We start from the raw sequence: 17,557 nt of genomic DNA on the forward strand, positions 1-17,557 counted from the left end.
TTTTAATCTAAAACAACTCTGTTTTTTCCTAAATCTTTAGCTTTATACATTCTTTTATCAACCAGTTTAAATAGGTCTAATAATGAATTAGCCTCTTTTGGTGCCTCTGCTATTCCCAAACTTGCTGTAATTTTTATAATTTCACCATTTTCTAATTCTAATTTAAAGTTTTCTAAATTTTTTCTCAATCTTTCAGCAACTTTCATTGCCTCAAATTTAGTAGTATAAGGTAAAATAATTAAAAATTCTTCTCCTCCCCATCTTCCACATATATCAGAGGCTCTTATACTTTTTAAAATCAATTCACTTACCTTTTTAAGAAGTCTATCCCCAATCAAATGTCCCCATATATCATTAATCCTTTTAAAATCATCCAAATCCAGAAGGATTATTGATAAAGGCTGGTTTTTCCTTAAATGGAAATAGAACTCCTTATTTAAAATTTCCTGTAAGAATCTGCGATTATAAAGATTTGTAAGATGATCTTTTACAGAGGCTTCTTGTGCAATTTTCAAGAGCTTTAGGTTAAAAAAATAAGGAGTAAATATATTAAAATAGTTTTGTAAAGAGGTAATATTTTCTTCAGAAAATGGTGAAGATTTTATTAAAGTTATAATGTTAACTACCTTTCCTTCAAAAACCAAAGGGAAACAAATATAATTCAGATTTTCTGGTACATTAGATAAAGGGCAAATAATTTTCTCTTTTATTACAGATCTACCACTTATAAATGCCCTACAAGAAATAGGTGTATCAATTAAGCAATCTTTCCAATATTCTTTTTTTCCAGCTAATCTTGTAGTAATTATTTTATTGATATTAAGGTCTATTTCAAAAATATGAACAGTATCCACAAAGTCTAAAAGAAAATTTTCTAAAATCTTATAAGCTTCTTCTTCAGTTTTGCAAATACTTAAATTTGAAATAAATTTATCAAAATTGGTTAAAGCTTTATACCTACTTACAATAACAATATAAGGTTCTTTGTTTAATAACAAAGAAGAAACCCTTATTTCTACAGGAATTTTTTTTCCTGTTTTTGTAATATAAAATCTTTCACCTTTTATATTAACTCCTTTATAAGTTACTAATTCCATATTTTTTATAATTTCTTCTTTTGGTAAATCAACAATCTCAAAAATAGTTTTTTTAGAAAATTCTTCTTCAGAATAACCAAGTTTTTTCAAAATAGCCTGATTATAAAGTTTAATTTTTCCAGTTTTGGGTTCTACAACCATGATAAAATCTTCTACAGAGTTTATGATATTATAAATGTTTGAAAGTTCTTTTTCTAATTTTTTTAATTCATTATAATTTTCAGTAACATCTCTTAAAACTAAATGAATTCTTCCTTCTCCTTCTATTTGTAATTTTAAATAAGATGCTGAAATTTCAAAAACCTTTTTATCTTTTGTTTTAATCTTTTCTCTATAAATATTTTGATCTTTTCTAAGTTTTCCATAAATTTTTAACCAGTCATTTTCATCAAAAATATTCAAGACATTTTTATCTTTTAAATAATTTCCAAATAACTGAACAGCTTTTTCATTTCCCCAAAAAATAACCTGTTCACACCCTAAATCAAGAATTTCAAGAACAATTTCAGGTAAAATATAAAGAAGATCTTTAGCCTGTTTAAATTTATTTTCAATATAATAAGAATAATTATGTTTTGCTAAAAATAACAGATCTCTTTGAGAAATGATTCCTATGGCCTCTCCATTTTTGTTAATGACTATAATATGTCTTATATTCTGATTTTTAAATACATTTAAAGCAGAGGAAATAGGAGCATCCTCTTTTAAGGTATAAACTTTTTTTATAGCAACATCTTTAAGTTGAGTTTCTAAACTTTTATTTTCTGCTAAATAAAGAAAATCTTTTTCGGTTAGGATTCCTATAGGTTTTTTATTTTTATCTAAAATTGGAACAGAACCTATATTTTTTTCAGCTAATAGTTCCAATGCTGAATTAAGGTTATCTTCTGGAAAAAGATAGTAAAAAGGTTTTTCTGAAATAAGTTCTTTTAATGTGATTTCTTTTTTAAAAAGCTCATTTTCTAAAAATTGAATAATATCATCATAGGTTATTACCCCCTTATAAGCACCTTTGTGATCAATCACTATCAAACGTCTTATAAAATATTCAACCATGAGATTAATAGCCACTGCAATAGGACGATCTTCTTTAATTTTAATAAGATTTTTTGAAATATAAGGAAATATTTTATCTTTTAAAGAAACTTTTTTATATAAAAGTTTTATAATATCTCTTTCCGTTAATATGCCTTCGGGAAAATGATCTTCCATAATTATTAAAAAAGTTTCCTTATGTTTTTTCATTAATTGTAGAACAGTTTCTAAGGATGCATTTTTATGGACTGTTAAAGCTTTATGATAAGGAATACCAGTTAAAAGATTTTTGAATAACATTTTGAACATTTAATAGCATTTATTTGCACAATTATTTATTTCAAGTAAACTTTAGTAAATTTTTATAATTTGTCAAGATGACTTGTTTTAATTTTGGATTTCCTCTTTGGAAATGGTTGTGATCTCTGAAAAAATATGTACTTTTTTTAAAAATTTACTTAATACCAATCCAAATTCAAATAAAAGATACAATGGAACAGCTAAAAGGGATAAATTAAAAGCATCTGGAGTAGGAGTTATTACAGCTGCTACAATAACTATGATAAAAAAAATTTCTTTTCTGTATTTACTTAGTTTATAAGGATTGATAATATGACTTAAAGATAAAAAAGCTATTAATAAAGGCATTTCAAATATCAAGCCAAAAGCCAAGATAAAAAAACTAAAAAAATTAACAAAATGCCCCAAAGAAATAGCTGGTTCTATTTTCTCAGTTCTGAAAGATAACAGAAATTTTATTCCAAAGGGAAAGGTTACTTCATAGGCAAAAATAGCACCTAAATAAAACAAAAATAGACCTAAAAAAAATAAACTCCAAAAGAATTTTTTTTTAAATGCGTAGATTAAATTTATAGAAAAAAGTAAAACATACCAAACTAAAGGGAAAAAGATTAAAAAAGTTAAAACAAAAGAAAATTTTAAAATAGACACTAAAGGTTCTGAAACACTATAGAAAATAAATTTTTGATGATAAGTTTTTTGAAAATAATTTAATATATAAGGAGAAGACCAAAAGAAAGTTAAATAAGTGATTAAAAATAGAAATATTAAAATAAAACCTTTAGTTTTCCATAGTTTTATAAGTATCTTTAAAATTTGAGCGATTTTTTTTGTTTGCATTAAAGAATATTGTCCCTAACCCATTCTATAGCATTTCTGAAAACAAGAAGTCCTTGGGCTATTTTTTCTTTTTCACGAGTCCAACGGGGATGATTAGTCCAGTGATTAAAAGCCTCAGGATGAGGCATAAGACCAAAAATTCTTCCTGTGGGATCTGTAATTCCTGCTATACCTTCTATAGAACCATTAGGATTATAAGGATATTTTGTAGTAGGTTGTTTGCTTTTAGGATCTATATATTGAATAGCTATTTGATTTTTTTGTTTTAGCTCTTCTAAAATTTCTTCATTTTCAGGAACAAAATTACCCTCTCCATGCCTTATAGGTAAATAAAGTTCATTTAAACCTTTTAAAAATATACAGGGAGTATTAGGATTTACTTTTAGATAAACCCATCTATCTTCAAATTTACCAGAATTATTATAAGTAAGAGAAACCTTCCTCTGTCCCAAATATTCCCCTCCAGGAAGAAGCCCAGTTTTTACCAAAAGCTGAAAACCATTGCATATACCAAGAATTAGTCCTCCTTCATTAAAAAATTTCATTAATTCATCCCAAAGAGATATTTTTCCTTTAATTTTTAAAAATCTAAATCTATGAGCACAGGCTTGTGCACTTCCCAAATGGTCTCCATCTAAAAATCCCCCAGGAAAACATAAAATATGATAATCAATAATTCTTTTTTCTCCTGAAAATATCTCTGATAAATGAACAATTTCAGGTGAAGCACCATTTATTTTAAAGGCATAAGCTGTTTCAACTTCACAGTTTATCCCATATCCACAAACTACAAGAACTTTTACTTTTTTCATTCCCTTTACAAACCTTTCTTTTAAGGTTATAGTTAATATTTAGTTATTATATTTCAAAAATTTTATTTTTCAAAACTTTAAATTCAAAGATGCATATAAAAATTTTAAAAAATTTTCTTTTTTTTACCTTTATGTTTCTTTTATTAAATTTTTTAAATACCTCTTATGCAAAAAAAATACCTTATTTACATCTTAAAATCCGACTTATACTTATTTCTGATTCTACAATAATAGGCTCCCTGTCAACAAAGTTAATACCTCATAAAAATTTTAATTTTTCATACCAACATTTAAAAATAAAAAAAATCAAATTACATAGAAGATATATAAAATCAAGTTTATTGAAAAATCTTTCAGTAAAAAGAAAAACCACTTTATATATAACATTTAAAAAACATATCAATTATGAAATTTTTCCTGTTAATGTATTTTCTAATTTTTTTCCTTTACCTAAGGAACCTTTTACCTATGAAATTATCTTTAAAGTCCCAAAAAATAAAAAAGTTTTTATTTTGATACCATCAGAAAAAGTTAAAATTTTAAAAAAGAGATACTATACGGTTTATATATTTAAAAATCCCCATCCTGTAATAAATCCTTGCTTGATTATGACAAAAATTAGACCTAAATCTTTAAGCTTTAACTATGAAAATCTAAGAGTTAAATTTTACTATTTGCCTTATAATAAAAATTTCTTTGAAAAGATAAAAATCTTTTGGGAAAAAATAATAAAAAATTGGCAAATATTAAACAACTTAGGAGAGAAATCTTATCTTTTTAAAAATATTTTTGTATTTTTAGATAATTCTTTTAAAGATGAGCTGAATTTTGCCAATATTTTGTTATTAAATTCTGCAATTTTGAATAAACCTGAAAAATTTTTACATTATTTGACTGAAAAAAAATTTAAAAGTGCTTTTTTTTTGAAAGACGAAGAAGATTTATTGATTGAAGGTTTAATAGATTATTTTATTGATTATAAACTTTCCCAGGATAAGAAAGCTTTTAGAAAAAAACTTTTAATTTTTAATAAAGATAAAGCTAAGGCTTTTTTCTATGTTTTTGAAATTGTTCAAAAAATTGGAGAAAAAAGATTTTTACAAAATCTGAAAGTTTTTTATAAAAAAAATTTTTTAACACCTCAAAAGTTTGAAACATTTGTAAAATCATTAAAAAACTTTTACCCTGAAAAACTTAAAAATTTTCCAGATTTTTCCAAATTTAAAAAAATTTCTATAGAAGCCCAGGTAAATTCTGTTAAGAAAACACTTTCAAAGTATATCATAAAATTTACTTTAAAAACTGATGCAAATAGATCTCTTAGAATTTCTTTAAAAATTGACTGTAATAATATGGAATATCCATATAAAATAACTTTATCTAATTCTACACAAAAAATTCAGTTGTTTTCCAAAGAAGAACCAAAAGGTATCTATATAGATCCTGATTATTTTCTCTGGAGAAAAATTTCTCCTAAGGAAATTCCTATTTCTATAGCTCATCTATTTCAAAAACCTGGTATTTTAGTATATTCTTCTGAAGATTTTCCTATTTACAGAGAAGTAATCAATTTTTTTAAAGACTTGGGTTATAAAAGCTTTAATTCTAAGCAAAATACTCTTAACCAGGCTTTCCAAAATATAATATATTTCGGAAAATCTCCTTTTCCTTGGATACTTAATTCTTCTGAAGAAGGTTTTTATTTTAAAGTTATACCTAATCCTTATAATAATAAAGGTTTAATAGGATTTATTATGAGTTCTTCTATGGAGGAAACAAAAAATGCAGTTAAATTATTACCTGATTTAATAGATTATTGTGAAATGATTGTTAAATCTGGAAACATAATTTTCAAAAGGTTAGATCAACCTATTAATGGTATCTATATTCCTGTAAAAAGGTCTTTTTATATTATGGATTCTAATAATTATCTATCTCTTGAGGATTTAGTATATCAATTAATTGATAACCAAATTATTTTATTAGGAGAAAATAAAGAAGATGCGAGTTCTTATACAGAATTTTATCAGAAATTTTTAAATAAATTTTTAAGAATTAATTCTAATTTTATAATAGCTGTGGATTTAGATCCAGCTATACAAACATATTTAGATAAATATTTAAAAAGTGAAATAACTCTTGAAGATGTTTTTAAATTTTTGGATTCTAAATATTTAGATATTAAAGTTGACACGTTGAAAGAAATTTTAAAATGGGCTAAGAATAATAATATAAAAGTAATAAGTATAGGTGTAGATTCAAAATTGTTACAGATGGTTTTGGAAAAGGGATTGTTAAATTTATCTAAGAAAGAAATGTTAAAGTTACCTGAAATGGATTTATTTAATCCTTCTTATAAAAATTATTTATTTAAAAAATTTCAGAATTCTCCTATTTATAAGAATTTTATCTTTGAAAATTTTTATCAAGCACAGATATTAAAAAGGGAAAGCTTAGCAGAACATATAACTAAACTTTTAAATAAATTTAAAAATATTCAAATAATTATCTTTACTGATGAAGAAAAGGTCAAATATCCTTGGGGAATTGGTATAAGTTTAAAGAAAAGAAATATAAATAATTTTAAAACAATAATTTTAAATTCTCAAACAAAATTAAACTCTAATTTAGCAGATTATTTAATTGGTGGGGAAAAACTTTCCCCCACCAATTAATTTTTATTTTTAATTAATCTTTTGCTACTGCTTCTTCAAGTTTTTTACCGGGTTTAAATTTGACTACCTTTTTAGCAGGAATTTTAATAGGTTGCCCTGTTCTGGGATTTCTTCCTTCTCTTTCAGCTCTTTTTACCACTTGAAAAGTCCCAAAACCGACCAAAACAACTTTATCGCCTTTAGAAACAGCCTCTTCTACAGCTTGCATAAAAGCATCTAAAAGCTTTTCTGCTGTAGCTTTAGGTACTTCAGCAATCTCTGCCATTCTCTTTACTAATTCTGCTTTGTTCATGATTCCCCCCTTTCATAGGATTTTTCTTATTTTAACAATTTTATAAGGATTTATTAATATTTGTCAAGGGGTAAAAAACAAAATTTTAGTTAAAATCTTTAAAATTTTTAAATTTTAATGAAATATTAAGTTGTTTCTTTTTAAAATTTTCAAATTTAAAAAAATATCTATATTTATAACAGATCTTTATTTTATAAATTTTGTTCTTAATTTTCAATATAATTTTGATTATTATTGGTTTGATTTAACCACTTTATCTTGTAAATTTCTATAATACATAGAAACAATCCCAAAATCAGAGGACCCAAAAATAATCCCAAAGCTCCAAATTTAATAAGTCCACCTAAAACAGAGAAAAATATAAGGAGATTGTGAATTTTAGTTTTTTCCCCTATTAAAATAGGTTTAATGAAATTGTCTATTTGAGAAATGATAATAATAGCATAGATAATTAAAATTGTAGCTTTTACATAGCTTCCGGTTATTAGTAGATAGATGACCAAAGGTCCCCATATTAAAGATGTTCCAAAAACAGGAATAAAAGAAGCTAACACAGTAAGAAAAGCCCATAATAAATATTGAGGAATTCCTAAAAAGAAATAAATTAAAAGTGCTAAAAAACCTTGGATTATTGCAGTAAGAATATTTCCATAAAGAACACCTTTTAATATTAAAGAAACCCTTTTTAAAATTTTTTGTTTTTCATAAGGTTCACCAGGAATGAGATCAAGAATTTCTTTAACAATTCTGTCTCCATCAACTAAAAAATAGTATAAAGTAATTAAAGTAAAAGCCAATTGGAATCCAAAAGAAACTATAATCTGTATAACATCTTTTAAAGATTGGAGTCCGGTTTGAATTAAATTAGAAAGAAATTCAGCTAATTTATCCTGTAATTGAGGTAAATAAATATGGATTTGTGATAAAAATTTTGAAATTATAAGATATATTTTGGGATGATTTTTAAGTTGTTCCAGATACTGAGAAAAATCTTTTTCAGTCATAGGTTGCAAGTTTTGTAAAAAAGAAAAAAGTTGATAATAAAAGTTAAGTAAAATTAAAGATAAAGGACCTATAATAAAAATTATAAATAGAATCATTACAAATATAGCTGATAGGCTTTTATAATTTTTAAAAAATTTAATTTTTACAAATTTATAAGCAGGGTAAATAAAAAAAGCTAAAATTCCAGACCAGCAAATAATCCTAAATAAAGGCGTTAAAAGATAAATGAAACTGATTATTATAAAAATAGACAGAACTAAAATTATCCAGAAACCTGTTTTTTTACAATTAGTTTCAAAATTTCTTTTAATATTCATAAATTTTTAATATAATCTCTAATTGTATATTTAACAAGTGAATTTTTAAAATAGTAACAAAAATATACTACTTTGAGGTTATTGTAAAGTTTTAAATAAAGATTATAATTAAAAATATGCCTATTTATGAATTTAGATGTGAAGTTTGTGGGGAAGTTTTTGAAAGTTTGCAAAAATTAGGGGATGATTTTCCTTCTTGCCCTAAGTGTAAATCCACACAGGTTATAAAGTTGCCTTCTATTTTTGGATTCCAAGATAAAAGTTCAAAAGTTTCAGCCAGAGAAAGAGCCATTTTAAAAAGGGCTAGAGATTACTTGGTTGATGGAAAAGTTGGGGAGGCTAGAAGATTTTTAGAAAAAGCTAAGGAATTTTATCCTACAGATACCATTAAAAAGCTATCAGATAAACTGGCTGAAAAAAAGGCTGTGAAAGGTGGATACATAAGTAAAACTGAATATGTGATTACTAAAAAGAAGGGGTAAAAGTTTTATGAGTCAAGAGGAAAAAGATCTATTTTCTAATTTGATAACCTTTAGTACTTTTATTTTATCTTTAAACACTGCAGCTTTGGTGCATTTAGGAGAACTTCCTGATCCAATCACCAATAAAAAACAGGTGAATTTAACTCTTGCTAAACAGACTATAGACACTCTGGAAATGTTGAGAGAAAAAACAAAAGGTAATCTCACCTTAGATGAAGAAAAACTTCTTCAAACCATAATTTATGAATTAAAACTCAAGTTTTTAAAACTTGTTGAGTAAATATATAATGAGAAGTTATTTTCTTTTATCTCCAGCTAAAATCAATCTCACTCTTCAAGTCCTAAATAAAAGAGAAGATAATTATCATGAGATTTATACTATTTTTCAAAAAATTGATCTTTTTGATGAAATAGAGATAAGAAAAGGAACCAGTTTTTTTTCTTTAGATTTTATAAGTGAAATACCTCTACCTTTAGAAGAAAACTTGGTTTATAGAGCTTATAAAAAATTTAAAGAAGTTTTTAAAATAAAAGATGAAGTTTCTATAAAAATCAAAAAAATCATACCTATGGGAGCGGGTCTTGGTGGTGGAAGCAGTAATGCAGGAACTGTTTTAAGGGCTTTGGCTTTTCTTTATGGGATAGATCCAGAAAGTCCTATTCTATATAAAATTGCTAAAAGTTTAGGAGCAGATGTTCCATTTTTTTTAAGCCCCTATCCTGCGGCAATAGGAAAGGGAATAGGTGAAATTTTGTTACCTTTTCCTTCATTTCCTGCTTGGTATATTTTAATTTGTCCTAAATTTTCTATAAATACAAAATGGGCTTATGAAAATTTAGGGTTGACAAAATCTAAAAAGCCTGTTTATTATTCTGCTGACATGGCTCCTTGGTATCACCCTCAGAAATTGATAAATGATTTTAAAGAATTGATTTATAAAAAATTTAAAATTTTAGAAGATTATGAAAAATTTTTAATAAAATTAGGATGTTGTGCTGTAGGATTAAGTGGAACAGGTTCTACCATTTTTGGAATTTTTGAAAAAAAACCTCCTATTTTTGCTTATGAAACTCTAAAAAAATTTTTAAAAGATGTTAAAATTTTTCTCGCTAAAAATTTAGAAATTAATTAAAGGAGGTTTTTTTCATGACAGTTAATGGGGGTTTTAAAGGATTTTGTGTGTTTTCAGGAACGGCCAATATTGAATTAGCTCAAAAAATTTGTAATTATCTTAATATTCCTTTAGGAGAGTGTATTATAAAAAGGTTCAGTGATGGAGAGATTTTTGTTGAGATAAAAGACAACATAAGGGGTGCAGATGTTTTTATAATACAGCCCACCTGTCCACCTGTTAATGAACATTTAATGGAGTTATTAATTATGATTGATGCAGCACGAAGAGCTTCGGCTAGAAGAATTACTGCAGTTTTACCTTATTATGGGTATGCCAGACAGGATAGAAAAACAGCTCCCAGAACCCCTATTTCTGCTAAATTAGTTGCTAATTTAATAGTTACTGCAGGAGCAAGAAGAGTTCTTACTATGGATTTACATGCTGGTCAAATTCAAGGTTTTTTTGATATACCTGTAGATCATCTTTATGCTTTACCGGTATTTCTTAAATATCTGAAAGAAAATTTTAAAGATAATGACTTGGTTATCGTGTCTCCCGATGCTGGAGGAGTTGAAAGAGCCAGAGAATATGCTAAAAGACTTAATGCCAGTATTGCTATTATAGATAAAAGAAGAGAAAGGGCAAATGAAAGCGTTGTAATGAATGTAGTGGGAGATGTTAAAGATAAGATAGCAATTATTATAGATGATATGATAGATACCGCAGGTACTATGTGTAATGCTGCAAATACCATAAAAGAAAGAGGAGCTATTGAAGTCTATGGAATGGCTACTCATCCTGTTTTATCAGGAAAAGCTCTTGAAAAAATAGAAAAATCATCTTTAAAAGCTCTTTTTGTGAGTGATACAATCCCTCTGAGAGAAGAAGCAAGATCTCTTGATAAAATAAAAGTTCTTTCAGTAGCTAATCTTTTAGGAGAGGCTATTAGAAGAATTCATACTGATGAATCTATTAGTTCTTTATTTATATAAGAAAAAAATTTAAATTAGAGGAGGAGAGATAAAATGAGGCAGGTAACTTTAAGTGCTATTAAAAGAGAAAAAACAGGAAAAGAAGTAGCTAAAAAATTAAGAAAACAGGGATTAATACCTGCTATTATTTATGGTCCTGATTTTGATCCACTTCCCATTGCAGTAAAGTTTAATGAATTAGAAAGTATTTTGCATAAATACAAGGGAGAAACTCTGCTCTTTAGCTTGGAATTTACTAACGGGCAAACCTCTAAGGTTCAAGCAATTTTAAAAGAATATCAGATTCATCCTGTTACTGATAAAATAATTCATTTAGATTTTGTTGCAATTAAAGAAGGAGAAACTATTAGCTTGGATATTCCTTTAGAATTTATAGGACGTCCTGTTGGAATAACCAGAGGTGGTTTGTTAGAAATTTTAATGCATGATCTTACTATAGAATGTTTGCCTGCTAATATCCCTGATAAAATTAGGGTAGATATTAGTAATCTTGATGTAGGAGATGTTTTGCACGTAAAAGATATTAAAGTTCCAGAAGGAGTGAAGGTTCTTGATGATCCTGAAGAGACAGTGGTTACCATTGTAGCTGAAAGGGGTGGTGGAGAAGCAGAAGAAGAAACAGAAAGCACCTTAGAATAGTTCTAAATAATGTGGCTTTTTTGTGGACTGGGGAATCCAGGAGAAAAATACAGATATACCAGACACAATTTTGGATTTTTAGTAGTGGAAGCTTTTGCTAAAAAACATCGTTTAAATTTTAAATTTTATAAAGAAATGGAAAGCGAAGCTACATTTTATAAAGATAAAGCTATTATTATAAAACCTCTTACTTTTATGAATCTTTCTGGAAAAGCTGTAAAAAAATGGGTTGAGAAGGAAAAAATACCTTTAGAAAGTTTATTAGTAATTTATGATGATATGGATTTGCCCTTAGGTAAAATAAAAATTTTACCTAAGGGTGGATCTGGTGGTCACAGAGGTATGATTTCTGTAATAGAAACCTTGGGTTCTTCTGATTTTCCAAGAATGAGACTTGGAATAGGTAAACCTATCAATCAATCAGTAACTGACTATGTCCTGTCCCTTTTTTCAGAAGAAGAAATAGAAATAGTGCATAAGATTATAGATATTGCCTCTTCTGCTCTTGATGATGTTCTTTATATAGGTTTATTAAAAACTATGACTAAATATAATTCTTTAAAGATTAATGATGAAATTTTTAAAAAACAACCATACATAAGATGAAGAAATGAAGTATAAAATTCTGGTTTTAGATTTTGGTTCTCAAACTACTCAACTTATTGCAAGAAGGATAAGAGAACAAGGGGTATATAGTGAAATAAACCCCTGTTTTGTTAGCTTAGAGGAAATTAAAGCTTTTAATCCTTCCGGGATCATATTTTCAGGTGGTCCAAGCAGTGTATACGATAAAGATGCTCCCAAGATTGATCCTAAGATTTTTGATTTAAACATTCCTATTTTGGGAATTTGTTATGGAGCTCAATTAATAAGTTATCTTTTAGGAGGTAAAGTTGAAAAAAGTAACAAAAGAGAGTATGGACCTGCTTATATAGAAATTTTAGAAGAAAATAAATTGCTTAAAGGTTTAGGGAAAGGAAATAAATACAAAGTCTGGATGAGTCATAGTGATAGGATAGAAAAACTTCCAGAGGGTTTTTATACCTTAGCTAAAACTGAACATTCTCCTTTTGCAGCTGTAGCCCATAAAATTAAACCTATTTATGGAGTTCAATTTCATCCTGAAGTAGCTCATACTGAGATAGGATTACAAATATTTAAGAATTTTGTTTTTGAGATCTGTAAATGCCAAGCAGACTGGAATATGCCTTCTTTTATAGAAAAAACTGTAGAAGAAATTCGTCATAAAGTTAAAGCAAATGAAAGAGTAATTTGTGCTCTTTCTGGAGGAATAGATTCTACTGTTACTGCGTTATTGGTTCATAAAGCTATAGGTGACAGACTTATTCCTATTTTTGTAAATAATGGAGTTTTAAGAAAAAATGAGCCAGAAGAAGTTTTAAAATTGATGAAAGAATTAGGACTTAAGGTTCATTATGTAGATGCAAGTGCTATTTTTCTTGAAAAATTAAAAGGAGTAGAAGATCCAGAGAAAAAAAGGAGAATTATAGGTGAAACCTTCATAGAGATTTTTGAAAAAGAGGGTAAAAAATTTGAGAAAGTAGTTTATTTAGCTCAGGGAACTCTCTATCCTGATGTTATAGAAAGCGTATCTTTTAGAGGACCTTCTGTGACCATTAAAACCCATCATAATGTTGGCGGACTTCCTGAAAGAATGAATTTAAAGCTTATAGAACCTTTGAGGGAGTTATTTAAAGATGAGGTTAGAAAAATAGCAGAAGTTCTTGGACTTCCTAAACATATCATATGGAGACAACCTTTTCCCGGTCCTGGTTTAGCTATAAGAATAATAGGAGAAGTGACTAAAGATAAGCTTGATATTTTAAGAGAAGCTGATGCCATTGTAACAGAAGAAATGCTTAAATCTGGATGGTATTATAAGGTCTGGCAGAGTTTTGCTGTGCTTCTTCCTATTAAAACAGTAGGAGTTATGGGAGATTATAGAACCTATGAATATGTAATTGCTATAAGATGTGTAGAAAGCCAAGATGCTATGACTGCAGATTGGGTGAAATTGCCCTATGAATTATTAGAAAGACTTTCTAATAGAATTATAAATGAAGTAAAAGGTGTGAATAGAGTAGTTTACGATATCTCTTCTAAACCCCCAGCTACTATTGAATGGGAATAAATTATTGTAGAAAATTTATTCATATTTCTTTTGGTTTAATTCTTTATTTTTTAAGTTTTATTTTGTCTTCTTTTTATTTCAAAATCGCTCTTTTTGGATTTTTTATAGGATTAAGTATATTTGAATTTTTAAGAATATTTTTTTTCGATTTGCTTCCTTTAAAAGGATTATGGTTTCCTCTTTTTAAAAAGGAAGAAATTTTTAGCATTAGTGATGCTTGGTTTTATCTTCTTGGAATAATTTTTAGCTGGTATTTTTTAAATCCCTTTCAATTTCGTTTAATTCTTCTTATTTTAACCTTAGCAGATCCAGTAGCCGCTTTGGTAGGCTTTTACATAGGAAGATATAAAATTTATAAATATAAAACCTTAGAGGGTGGGTTTGCTTTTTTGATAACTACTTTGATAATTGTTTATTTATATACCAAAAATTTGGCTCTGCATCACATAATTCTTTGTTTTATTGTGACTTTAGCAGAGATTTTTACTAAAAAAGACAATTTCTGGATTCCTTTTATGGGTAGCATTTATTTAAGATTTATTGACAAATTTTTAAAAGTTTTCTAAAATTTTAAGATAAATTTTACCAGCGTAATAAAGCTCCTCCGTAGGTAAAACCTCCACCAAAAGCCACTAATAAGACTAAATCTCCTTTTTTAAGCCTTCCCTCTTTTTCTGCTTCGTAAAGGGCTAAAGGAATGCTTGCAGCAGAGGTGTTTCCATATTTATTAATATTTACCATAACTTTTTCCTTGGGTAATCCTAACTTTTCTCTTAAATATTCTATAATTCTCAAATTAGCCTGATGAGGAACTAAAAGTTTTATATCTTCAGGGGAGAAATTATTTCTTTCTAAGAGATCCAAGCAGATTTTTTCCATCATTCTGGTAGCGACTTTAAAGACTTCTCTTCCTTTCATTTTTATATAAAATTCTTCCTTAGGGAGTCTTTCATCAAAAGGTGGGAAACAAGAACCACCACCTTTAAGAGTTAAAAGAGGCCAACATGAGCCATCTGCTCCTAAGTAAAAATCTATAATTCCCCTTTTTTCTGGATCAGGACTTTTTCCAACCACCGCTGCTCCTGCCCCATCTCCTAAAAGCACACATATAGTTCTATCTTGCCAGTTTGTTTTACGGGACAAAGCCTCAGCTCCTATTACCAAAATCTTCCAATCTGGATTAATTTTTATAAATTGATCAGCTACAATTAAACTATAAATAAAACCTGAACAAGTAGCAGATAAATCAAAAGCTCCAGCATTAGAAGCCTTTATACCATCTTGAACTAATACTGCCAGAGAAGGAATAATATAATCAGGAGTAACAGTAGCACATATAATTAGATTTATCTCCTCTGGAGAAACTTCAGCCTTTTCTAAAGCTTCTTTAGCAGCTTTTATAGCATAATCACTGATATTTTCTCCATCTTCTAAAACATGTCTTTCTTTTATCCCGGTTCTTTCTGTAATCCATTCATCTGAGGTATCAACCATTTTTTCTAAGTCAAAATTAGTAAGAACCTTAGGAGGAACAGCCATACCTATTCCAAGAACAGCTGACTTTATTTTGTTAAAATTCACTCTTTTCCTCCTCTTCAAAATAATCTTTATTTTCTTTTATAGCTTTTTCTAATTTTCTTACAAGGTCATTTTTAATAGAATTTATAGCAACTTTTATAGCATTTTTAATAGCCAAAGCATCAGACCTTCCATGAGCAATGATCACATTTCCTTTTACACCTAAAAGAGGAGCTCCTCCATATTCTCTCCAATCAGATTTTTTCTTAAAAGCCTTTAATGCATTTTTGGCTAATAACATTCCCATAATAGAAATAAAAGATTTTTTAACTTCATTTTTCAGCATTTCTATAATAACTTCTACTAATCCTTCAGAAAGCTTTAAACATATATTTCCTATAAATCCATCACAAACTATTACATCAACCTCACCTTTGAACATATCTCTACTTTCTATATTACCTACATAATTAAGTTTAGACTTTTTAAAAAGTTGATGAGCTTTTTTTACTAAAATATTACCTTTCCCTGATTCTTCTCCTATAGAAAGAAGGGCAATTTTAGGATTCTCTTTTCCCCAAATCTTTTCCAAAAAAATTTTACCCATTATTCCAAATAAAAATAGATCTAAGGGTTTAGAATCTACATTAGCTCCTACATCTATTAATACAAAAGGATCTTTTATAGAAGGTAAAAGAGTTGCTATAGCAGGACGTCTAACCCCTTTTAATCTTCCAAGAATAAAAATGCTTCCTGCTGCAACAGCTCCAGAATTACCTGCAGAAACAAAAGCAGAAGTTTCATTATTTTTTAATAATTCCAAGCCTTTAAAAATAGAAGAATTTTTCTTTTTTCTTAAAGCCTCTCCGGGGCTTTCGTCCATTTTAATAACTTCTTCTGCAAAAACCAGAGAAACTCTTTCATGATTTTCCCATGATCTTAAAACAGACTCTTTACCTACCAAATAAAGATATAGATCAGGAAACTCTTCAAGGGCTAATTTTGCACCTTTTAAAATAACAGAGGGGGCAAAATCACCTCCCATTACATCCAAAACTACTTTATACATTTTTTAAAAATATTACTTTTAAATTTCTTCTTCTTCAAAATAGGCCTTATTTTTATAATAACCACAGGAAGGACAAATTCTATGAGGTAATTTAGGAGATTTACATCTGGGACATAAAGATATAGAAGGTACTTCCAAGTTCCAATGAGCTCTTCTTTTTCCTCTTCTGGATCTGGATGTTTTCCTCTTAGGAACAGCCATAGTTATTGACCTCCTTTTTCTAAATTTTTATCCTTAAGTAAGGTTTTCAAAATAGCAAAAGGACTTTCCTTTTTATAAATTTTGCAATTACAAGTCTTTTTATTTAAATTAGTGCCACATATAGGACATAGTCCTTTACAATCAGGTTTACAGAGTTTTTTATAAGGAATAGATAAAAAAATTTCTTCTCTTAAAATATTATAAAAAGAAATCCAAGAATTTTCATAAAAACTAACTTCCATTTCTTCTTCCATTAACTCTTTTTCTCCTTCTATATTTAAAGAATTTAAAGGTTTTATATCTATTTTAAACTCGTGCTGTATAGGAAAGTCAAAGTTTGTTAAACATCTATCACATTCTAAAGAAAGAACGCCATTCAAAGAACCTTCTAATTTTACCTCAATTCCTATTTTTTTCAATTTTAGATATCCTGAAAAAGGTTTTTTTACCTTTAAATCATCTCCTAAATTGGATATATCTTTAAATTCAATTTTAAGTCCTTCAGGAGGAATATCGTCTAAAAATACTCCCCAATTTTTAAGATCTTCCATAAAATAAAATACACCTCTTTTTATAAATTTGATAAAATGATAAACCCAAAACTAAATTTGTCAAATTTATAACCAAAATTCCCGCTTAAGGTTGAAGGAGTAAACTTTATTGTGAAGTCTATCCAAAAATTTTAAAAAAATCTCCCCCCAAAAATTAATTCTTCTTAAAAAATTCGTAAAAATTAAAAATAAACCCAATTAAAATCCCTACTTTAATTATTTTCTAAGCACAATACCCCCATTTTTTAAATAAAACCCCTTTTACTCCTACTCTCAAATCTTAAATAAAAACTATCTAAAAACTAATCCCCTTTCTAATTGAGTAGCAGCAAAATATATCCAATCAATATGCACTATCTGTTTGGTAAACCATATCTTTAATCGCCGAGCATGTTTTACTACTTTGGCTGCCACTCTTAAAAAATGCTTAATTATTGTGCAGGGACGACATCTTCTGGCTTTCTC

Annotated in this window: 18 protein-coding genes; 9 read left to right on the forward strand and 9 right to left on the reverse strand. The window is 27.7% G+C overall.

From position 1 onward, the window contains the following. Positions 1 to 2 precede the first annotated feature (2 nt). From CC87_RS07375 to CC87_RS07385, 3 genes are all read right to left on the reverse strand, one after another. The gene (locus CC87_RS07375) at positions 3 to 2,441 is read right to left on the reverse strand and encodes a diguanylate cyclase (protein ID WP_084222232.1); all 2,439 of its coding nucleotides are present in this window, start codon (positions 2,439 to 2,441) and stop codon (positions 3 to 5) included. A 78-nt stretch (positions 2,442 to 2,519) separates the two neighbouring features. After that, positions 2,520 to 3,272, reverse strand: coding sequence for a twin-arginine translocase subunit TatC (tatC, locus tag CC87_RS07380; RefSeq protein ID WP_051920749.1), 753 nt, complete (start codon positions 3,270 to 3,272; stop codon positions 2,520 to 2,522). Further along, a complete protein-coding gene (locus CC87_RS07385; RefSeq protein WP_038057681.1) occupies positions 3,272 to 4,084 on the reverse strand; it encodes a phosphoribosylformylglycinamidine synthase subunit PurQ in 813 nt (270 codons plus the stop codon). The genes tatC and CC87_RS07385 overlap by 1 nt, the downstream gene beginning before the upstream one ends. Positions 4,085 to 4,215: 131 nt before the next feature. On the opposite strand from CC87_RS07385, the gene CC87_RS07390 reads away from it, so the two are divergent. Next, on the forward strand, positions 4,216 to 6,759 hold the full coding sequence (locus CC87_RS07390; RefSeq protein ID WP_169740278.1) for a ChaN family lipoprotein: 2,544 nt from the start codon (positions 4,216 to 4,218) through the stop codon (positions 6,757 to 6,759). A gap of 13 nt (positions 6,760 to 6,772) precedes the next feature. Here the strand turns inward: CC87_RS07390 and CC87_RS07395 are convergent, their stop codons facing one another. Both CC87_RS07395 and CC87_RS07400 read right to left on the reverse strand, forming a co-directional pair. Next, positions 6,773 to 7,051 (reverse strand): HU family DNA-binding protein, encoded by a 279-nt coding sequence (locus CC87_RS07395; protein WP_038057685.1) that lies wholly within the window; start codon positions 7,049 to 7,051, stop codon positions 6,773 to 6,775. A 206-nt stretch (positions 7,052 to 7,257) separates the two neighbouring features. Beyond that, the gene (locus CC87_RS07400) at positions 7,258 to 8,373 is read right to left on the reverse strand and encodes an AI-2E family transporter (protein WP_038057688.1); all 1,116 of its coding nucleotides are present in this window, start codon (positions 8,371 to 8,373) and stop codon (positions 7,258 to 7,260) included. A 116-nt stretch (positions 8,374 to 8,489) separates the two neighbouring features. Between CC87_RS07400 and CC87_RS07405 the strand changes: the two genes are divergently transcribed. Genes CC87_RS07405 through CC87_RS07440 form a run of 8 tightly spaced genes read left to right on the forward strand, consistent with a single transcriptional unit; the run spans position 8,490 to position 14,319 of the window. Beyond that, positions 8,490 to 8,855 carry an FmdB family zinc ribbon protein gene (locus tag CC87_RS07405; protein ID WP_038057690.1) on the forward strand — a complete coding sequence of 122 codons (366 nt, stop codon included), beginning with the start codon at positions 8,490 to 8,492 and terminating at the stop codon, positions 8,853 to 8,855. A 7-nt stretch (positions 8,856 to 8,862) separates the two neighbouring features. After that, on the forward strand, positions 8,863 to 9,135 hold the full coding sequence (locus tag CC87_RS07410; RefSeq protein WP_038057692.1) for a DUF1844 domain-containing protein: 273 nt from the start codon (positions 8,863 to 8,865) through the stop codon (positions 9,133 to 9,135). A 7-nt stretch (positions 9,136 to 9,142) separates the two neighbouring features. After that, positions 9,143 to 9,988 carry a 4-(cytidine 5'-diphospho)-2-C-methyl-D-erythritol kinase gene (gene ispE / locus CC87_RS07415; protein ID WP_038057694.1) on the forward strand — a complete coding sequence of 282 codons (846 nt, stop codon included), beginning with the start codon at positions 9,143 to 9,145 and terminating at the stop codon, positions 9,986 to 9,988. 14 nt (positions 9,989 to 10,002) lie between these two features. Then, the gene (locus CC87_RS07420; RefSeq protein WP_038057696.1) at positions 10,003 to 10,962 is read left to right on the forward strand and encodes a ribose-phosphate pyrophosphokinase; all 960 of its coding nucleotides are present in this window, start codon (positions 10,003 to 10,005) and stop codon (positions 10,960 to 10,962) included. A 33-nt stretch (positions 10,963 to 10,995) separates the two neighbouring features. Continuing rightward, positions 10,996 to 11,601 carry a 50S ribosomal protein L25/general stress protein Ctc gene (locus tag CC87_RS07425; protein WP_038057698.1) on the forward strand — a complete coding sequence of 202 codons (606 nt, stop codon included), beginning with the start codon at positions 10,996 to 10,998 and terminating at the stop codon, positions 11,599 to 11,601. A 9-nt stretch (positions 11,602 to 11,610) separates the two neighbouring features. Next, on the forward strand, positions 11,611 to 12,207 hold the full coding sequence (pth, locus tag CC87_RS07430; protein WP_038057700.1) for an aminoacyl-tRNA hydrolase: 597 nt from the start codon (positions 11,611 to 11,613) through the stop codon (positions 12,205 to 12,207). Positions 12,208 to 12,211: 4 nt separating this feature from the next. Beyond that, on the forward strand, positions 12,212 to 13,753 hold the full coding sequence (gene guaA / locus CC87_RS07435) for a glutamine-hydrolyzing GMP synthase (protein ID WP_038057702.1): 1,542 nt from the start codon (positions 12,212 to 12,214) through the stop codon (positions 13,751 to 13,753). Next, entirely contained in the window at positions 13,744 to 14,319 is a 576-nt protein-coding gene (locus CC87_RS07440) for a hypothetical protein (protein WP_038057704.1), read from the forward strand. Before guaA ends, CC87_RS07440 begins: the two co-directional genes overlap by 10 nt. Before the next feature lie 16 nt (positions 14,320 to 14,335). On the opposite strand, the gene CC87_RS07445 is transcribed toward CC87_RS07440, so the two are convergent. The 4 genes from CC87_RS07445 to CC87_RS07460 are packed head-to-tail and all read right to left on the reverse strand — an operon-like array spanning position 14,336 to position 17,092. Continuing rightward, a complete protein-coding gene (locus CC87_RS07445; RefSeq protein ID WP_038057706.1) occupies positions 14,336 to 15,334 on the reverse strand; it encodes a beta-ketoacyl-ACP synthase III in 999 nt (332 codons plus the stop codon). Beyond that, on the reverse strand, positions 15,324 to 16,340 hold the full coding sequence (plsX, locus tag CC87_RS07450; RefSeq protein ID WP_038057707.1) for a phosphate acyltransferase PlsX: 1,017 nt from the start codon (positions 16,338 to 16,340) through the stop codon (positions 15,324 to 15,326). The genes CC87_RS07445 and plsX overlap by 11 nt, the downstream gene beginning before the upstream one ends. 18 nt (positions 16,341 to 16,358) lie before the next feature. Then, a complete protein-coding gene (rpmF, locus tag CC87_RS07455; RefSeq protein WP_038057708.1) occupies positions 16,359 to 16,541 on the reverse strand; it encodes a 50S ribosomal protein L32 in 183 nt (60 codons plus the stop codon). Between the two features lie 2 nt (positions 16,542 to 16,543). Continuing rightward, entirely contained in the window at positions 16,544 to 17,092 is a 549-nt protein-coding gene (locus CC87_RS07460) for a YceD family protein (RefSeq protein WP_038057709.1), read from the reverse strand. Positions 17,093 to 17,557 lie beyond the last annotated feature (465 nt).

It is taken from the genome of Thermodesulfobacterium hydrogeniphilum, assembly GCF_000746255.1.
GTDB classification, from domain to species: Bacteria; Desulfobacterota; Thermodesulfobacteria; order Thermodesulfobacteriales; family Thermodesulfobacteriaceae; genus Thermodesulfobacterium; species Thermodesulfobacterium hydrogeniphilum.

What these genes read in the sequence shown, in the direction of transcription:
- CC87_RS07375 (WP_084222232.1), bottom strand. Translation starts at nt 2,441, where the DNA reads ATGTTCAAAATGTTATTCAAAAATCTTTTAACTGGTATTCCTTATCAT.
- tatC (WP_051920749.1), bottom strand. Translation starts at nt 3,272, where the DNA reads ATGCAAACAAAAAAAATCGCTCAAATTTTAAAGATACTTATAAAACTA.
- CC87_RS07385 (WP_038057681.1), bottom strand. Translation starts at nt 4,084, where the DNA reads ATGAAAAAAGTAAAAGTTCTTGTAGTTTGTGGATATGGGATAAACTGT.
- CC87_RS07390 (WP_169740278.1), top strand. Translation starts at nt 4,216, where the DNA reads ATGTTTCTTTTATTAAATTTTTTAAATACCTCTTATGCAAAAAAAATA.
- CC87_RS07395 (WP_038057685.1), bottom strand. Translation starts at nt 7,051, where the DNA reads ATGAACAAAGCAGAATTAGTAAAGAGAATGGCAGAGATTGCTGAAGTA.
- CC87_RS07400 (WP_038057688.1), bottom strand. Translation starts at nt 8,373, where the DNA reads ATGAATATTAAAAGAAATTTTGAAACTAATTGTAAAAAAACAGGTTTC.
- CC87_RS07405 (WP_038057690.1), top strand. Translation starts at nt 8,490, where the DNA reads ATGCCTATTTATGAATTTAGATGTGAAGTTTGTGGGGAAGTTTTTGAA.
- CC87_RS07410 (WP_038057692.1), top strand. Translation starts at nt 8,863, where the DNA reads ATGAGTCAAGAGGAAAAAGATCTATTTTCTAATTTGATAACCTTTAGT.
- ispE (WP_038057694.1), top strand. Translation starts at nt 9,143, where the DNA reads ATGAGAAGTTATTTTCTTTTATCTCCAGCTAAAATCAATCTCACTCTT.
- CC87_RS07420 (WP_038057696.1), top strand. Translation starts at nt 10,003, where the DNA reads ATGACAGTTAATGGGGGTTTTAAAGGATTTTGTGTGTTTTCAGGAACG.
- CC87_RS07425 (WP_038057698.1), top strand. Translation starts at nt 10,996, where the DNA reads ATGAGGCAGGTAACTTTAAGTGCTATTAAAAGAGAAAAAACAGGAAAA.
- pth (WP_038057700.1), top strand. Translation starts at nt 11,611, where the DNA reads ATGTGGCTTTTTTGTGGACTGGGGAATCCAGGAGAAAAATACAGATAT.
- guaA (WP_038057702.1), top strand. Translation starts at nt 12,212, where the DNA reads ATGAAGTATAAAATTCTGGTTTTAGATTTTGGTTCTCAAACTACTCAA.
- CC87_RS07440 (WP_038057704.1), top strand. Translation starts at nt 13,744, where the DNA reads ATGGGAATAAATTATTGTAGAAAATTTATTCATATTTCTTTTGGTTTA.
- plsX (WP_038057707.1), bottom strand. Translation starts at nt 16,340, where the DNA reads ATGTATAAAGTAGTTTTGGATGTAATGGGAGGTGATTTTGCCCCCTCT.
- rpmF (WP_038057708.1), bottom strand. Translation starts at nt 16,541, where the DNA reads ATGGCTGTTCCTAAGAGGAAAACATCCAGATCCAGAAGAGGAAAAAGA.
- CC87_RS07460 (WP_038057709.1), bottom strand. Translation starts at nt 17,092, where the DNA reads ATGGAAGATCTTAAAAATTGGGGAGTATTTTTAGACGATATTCCTCCT.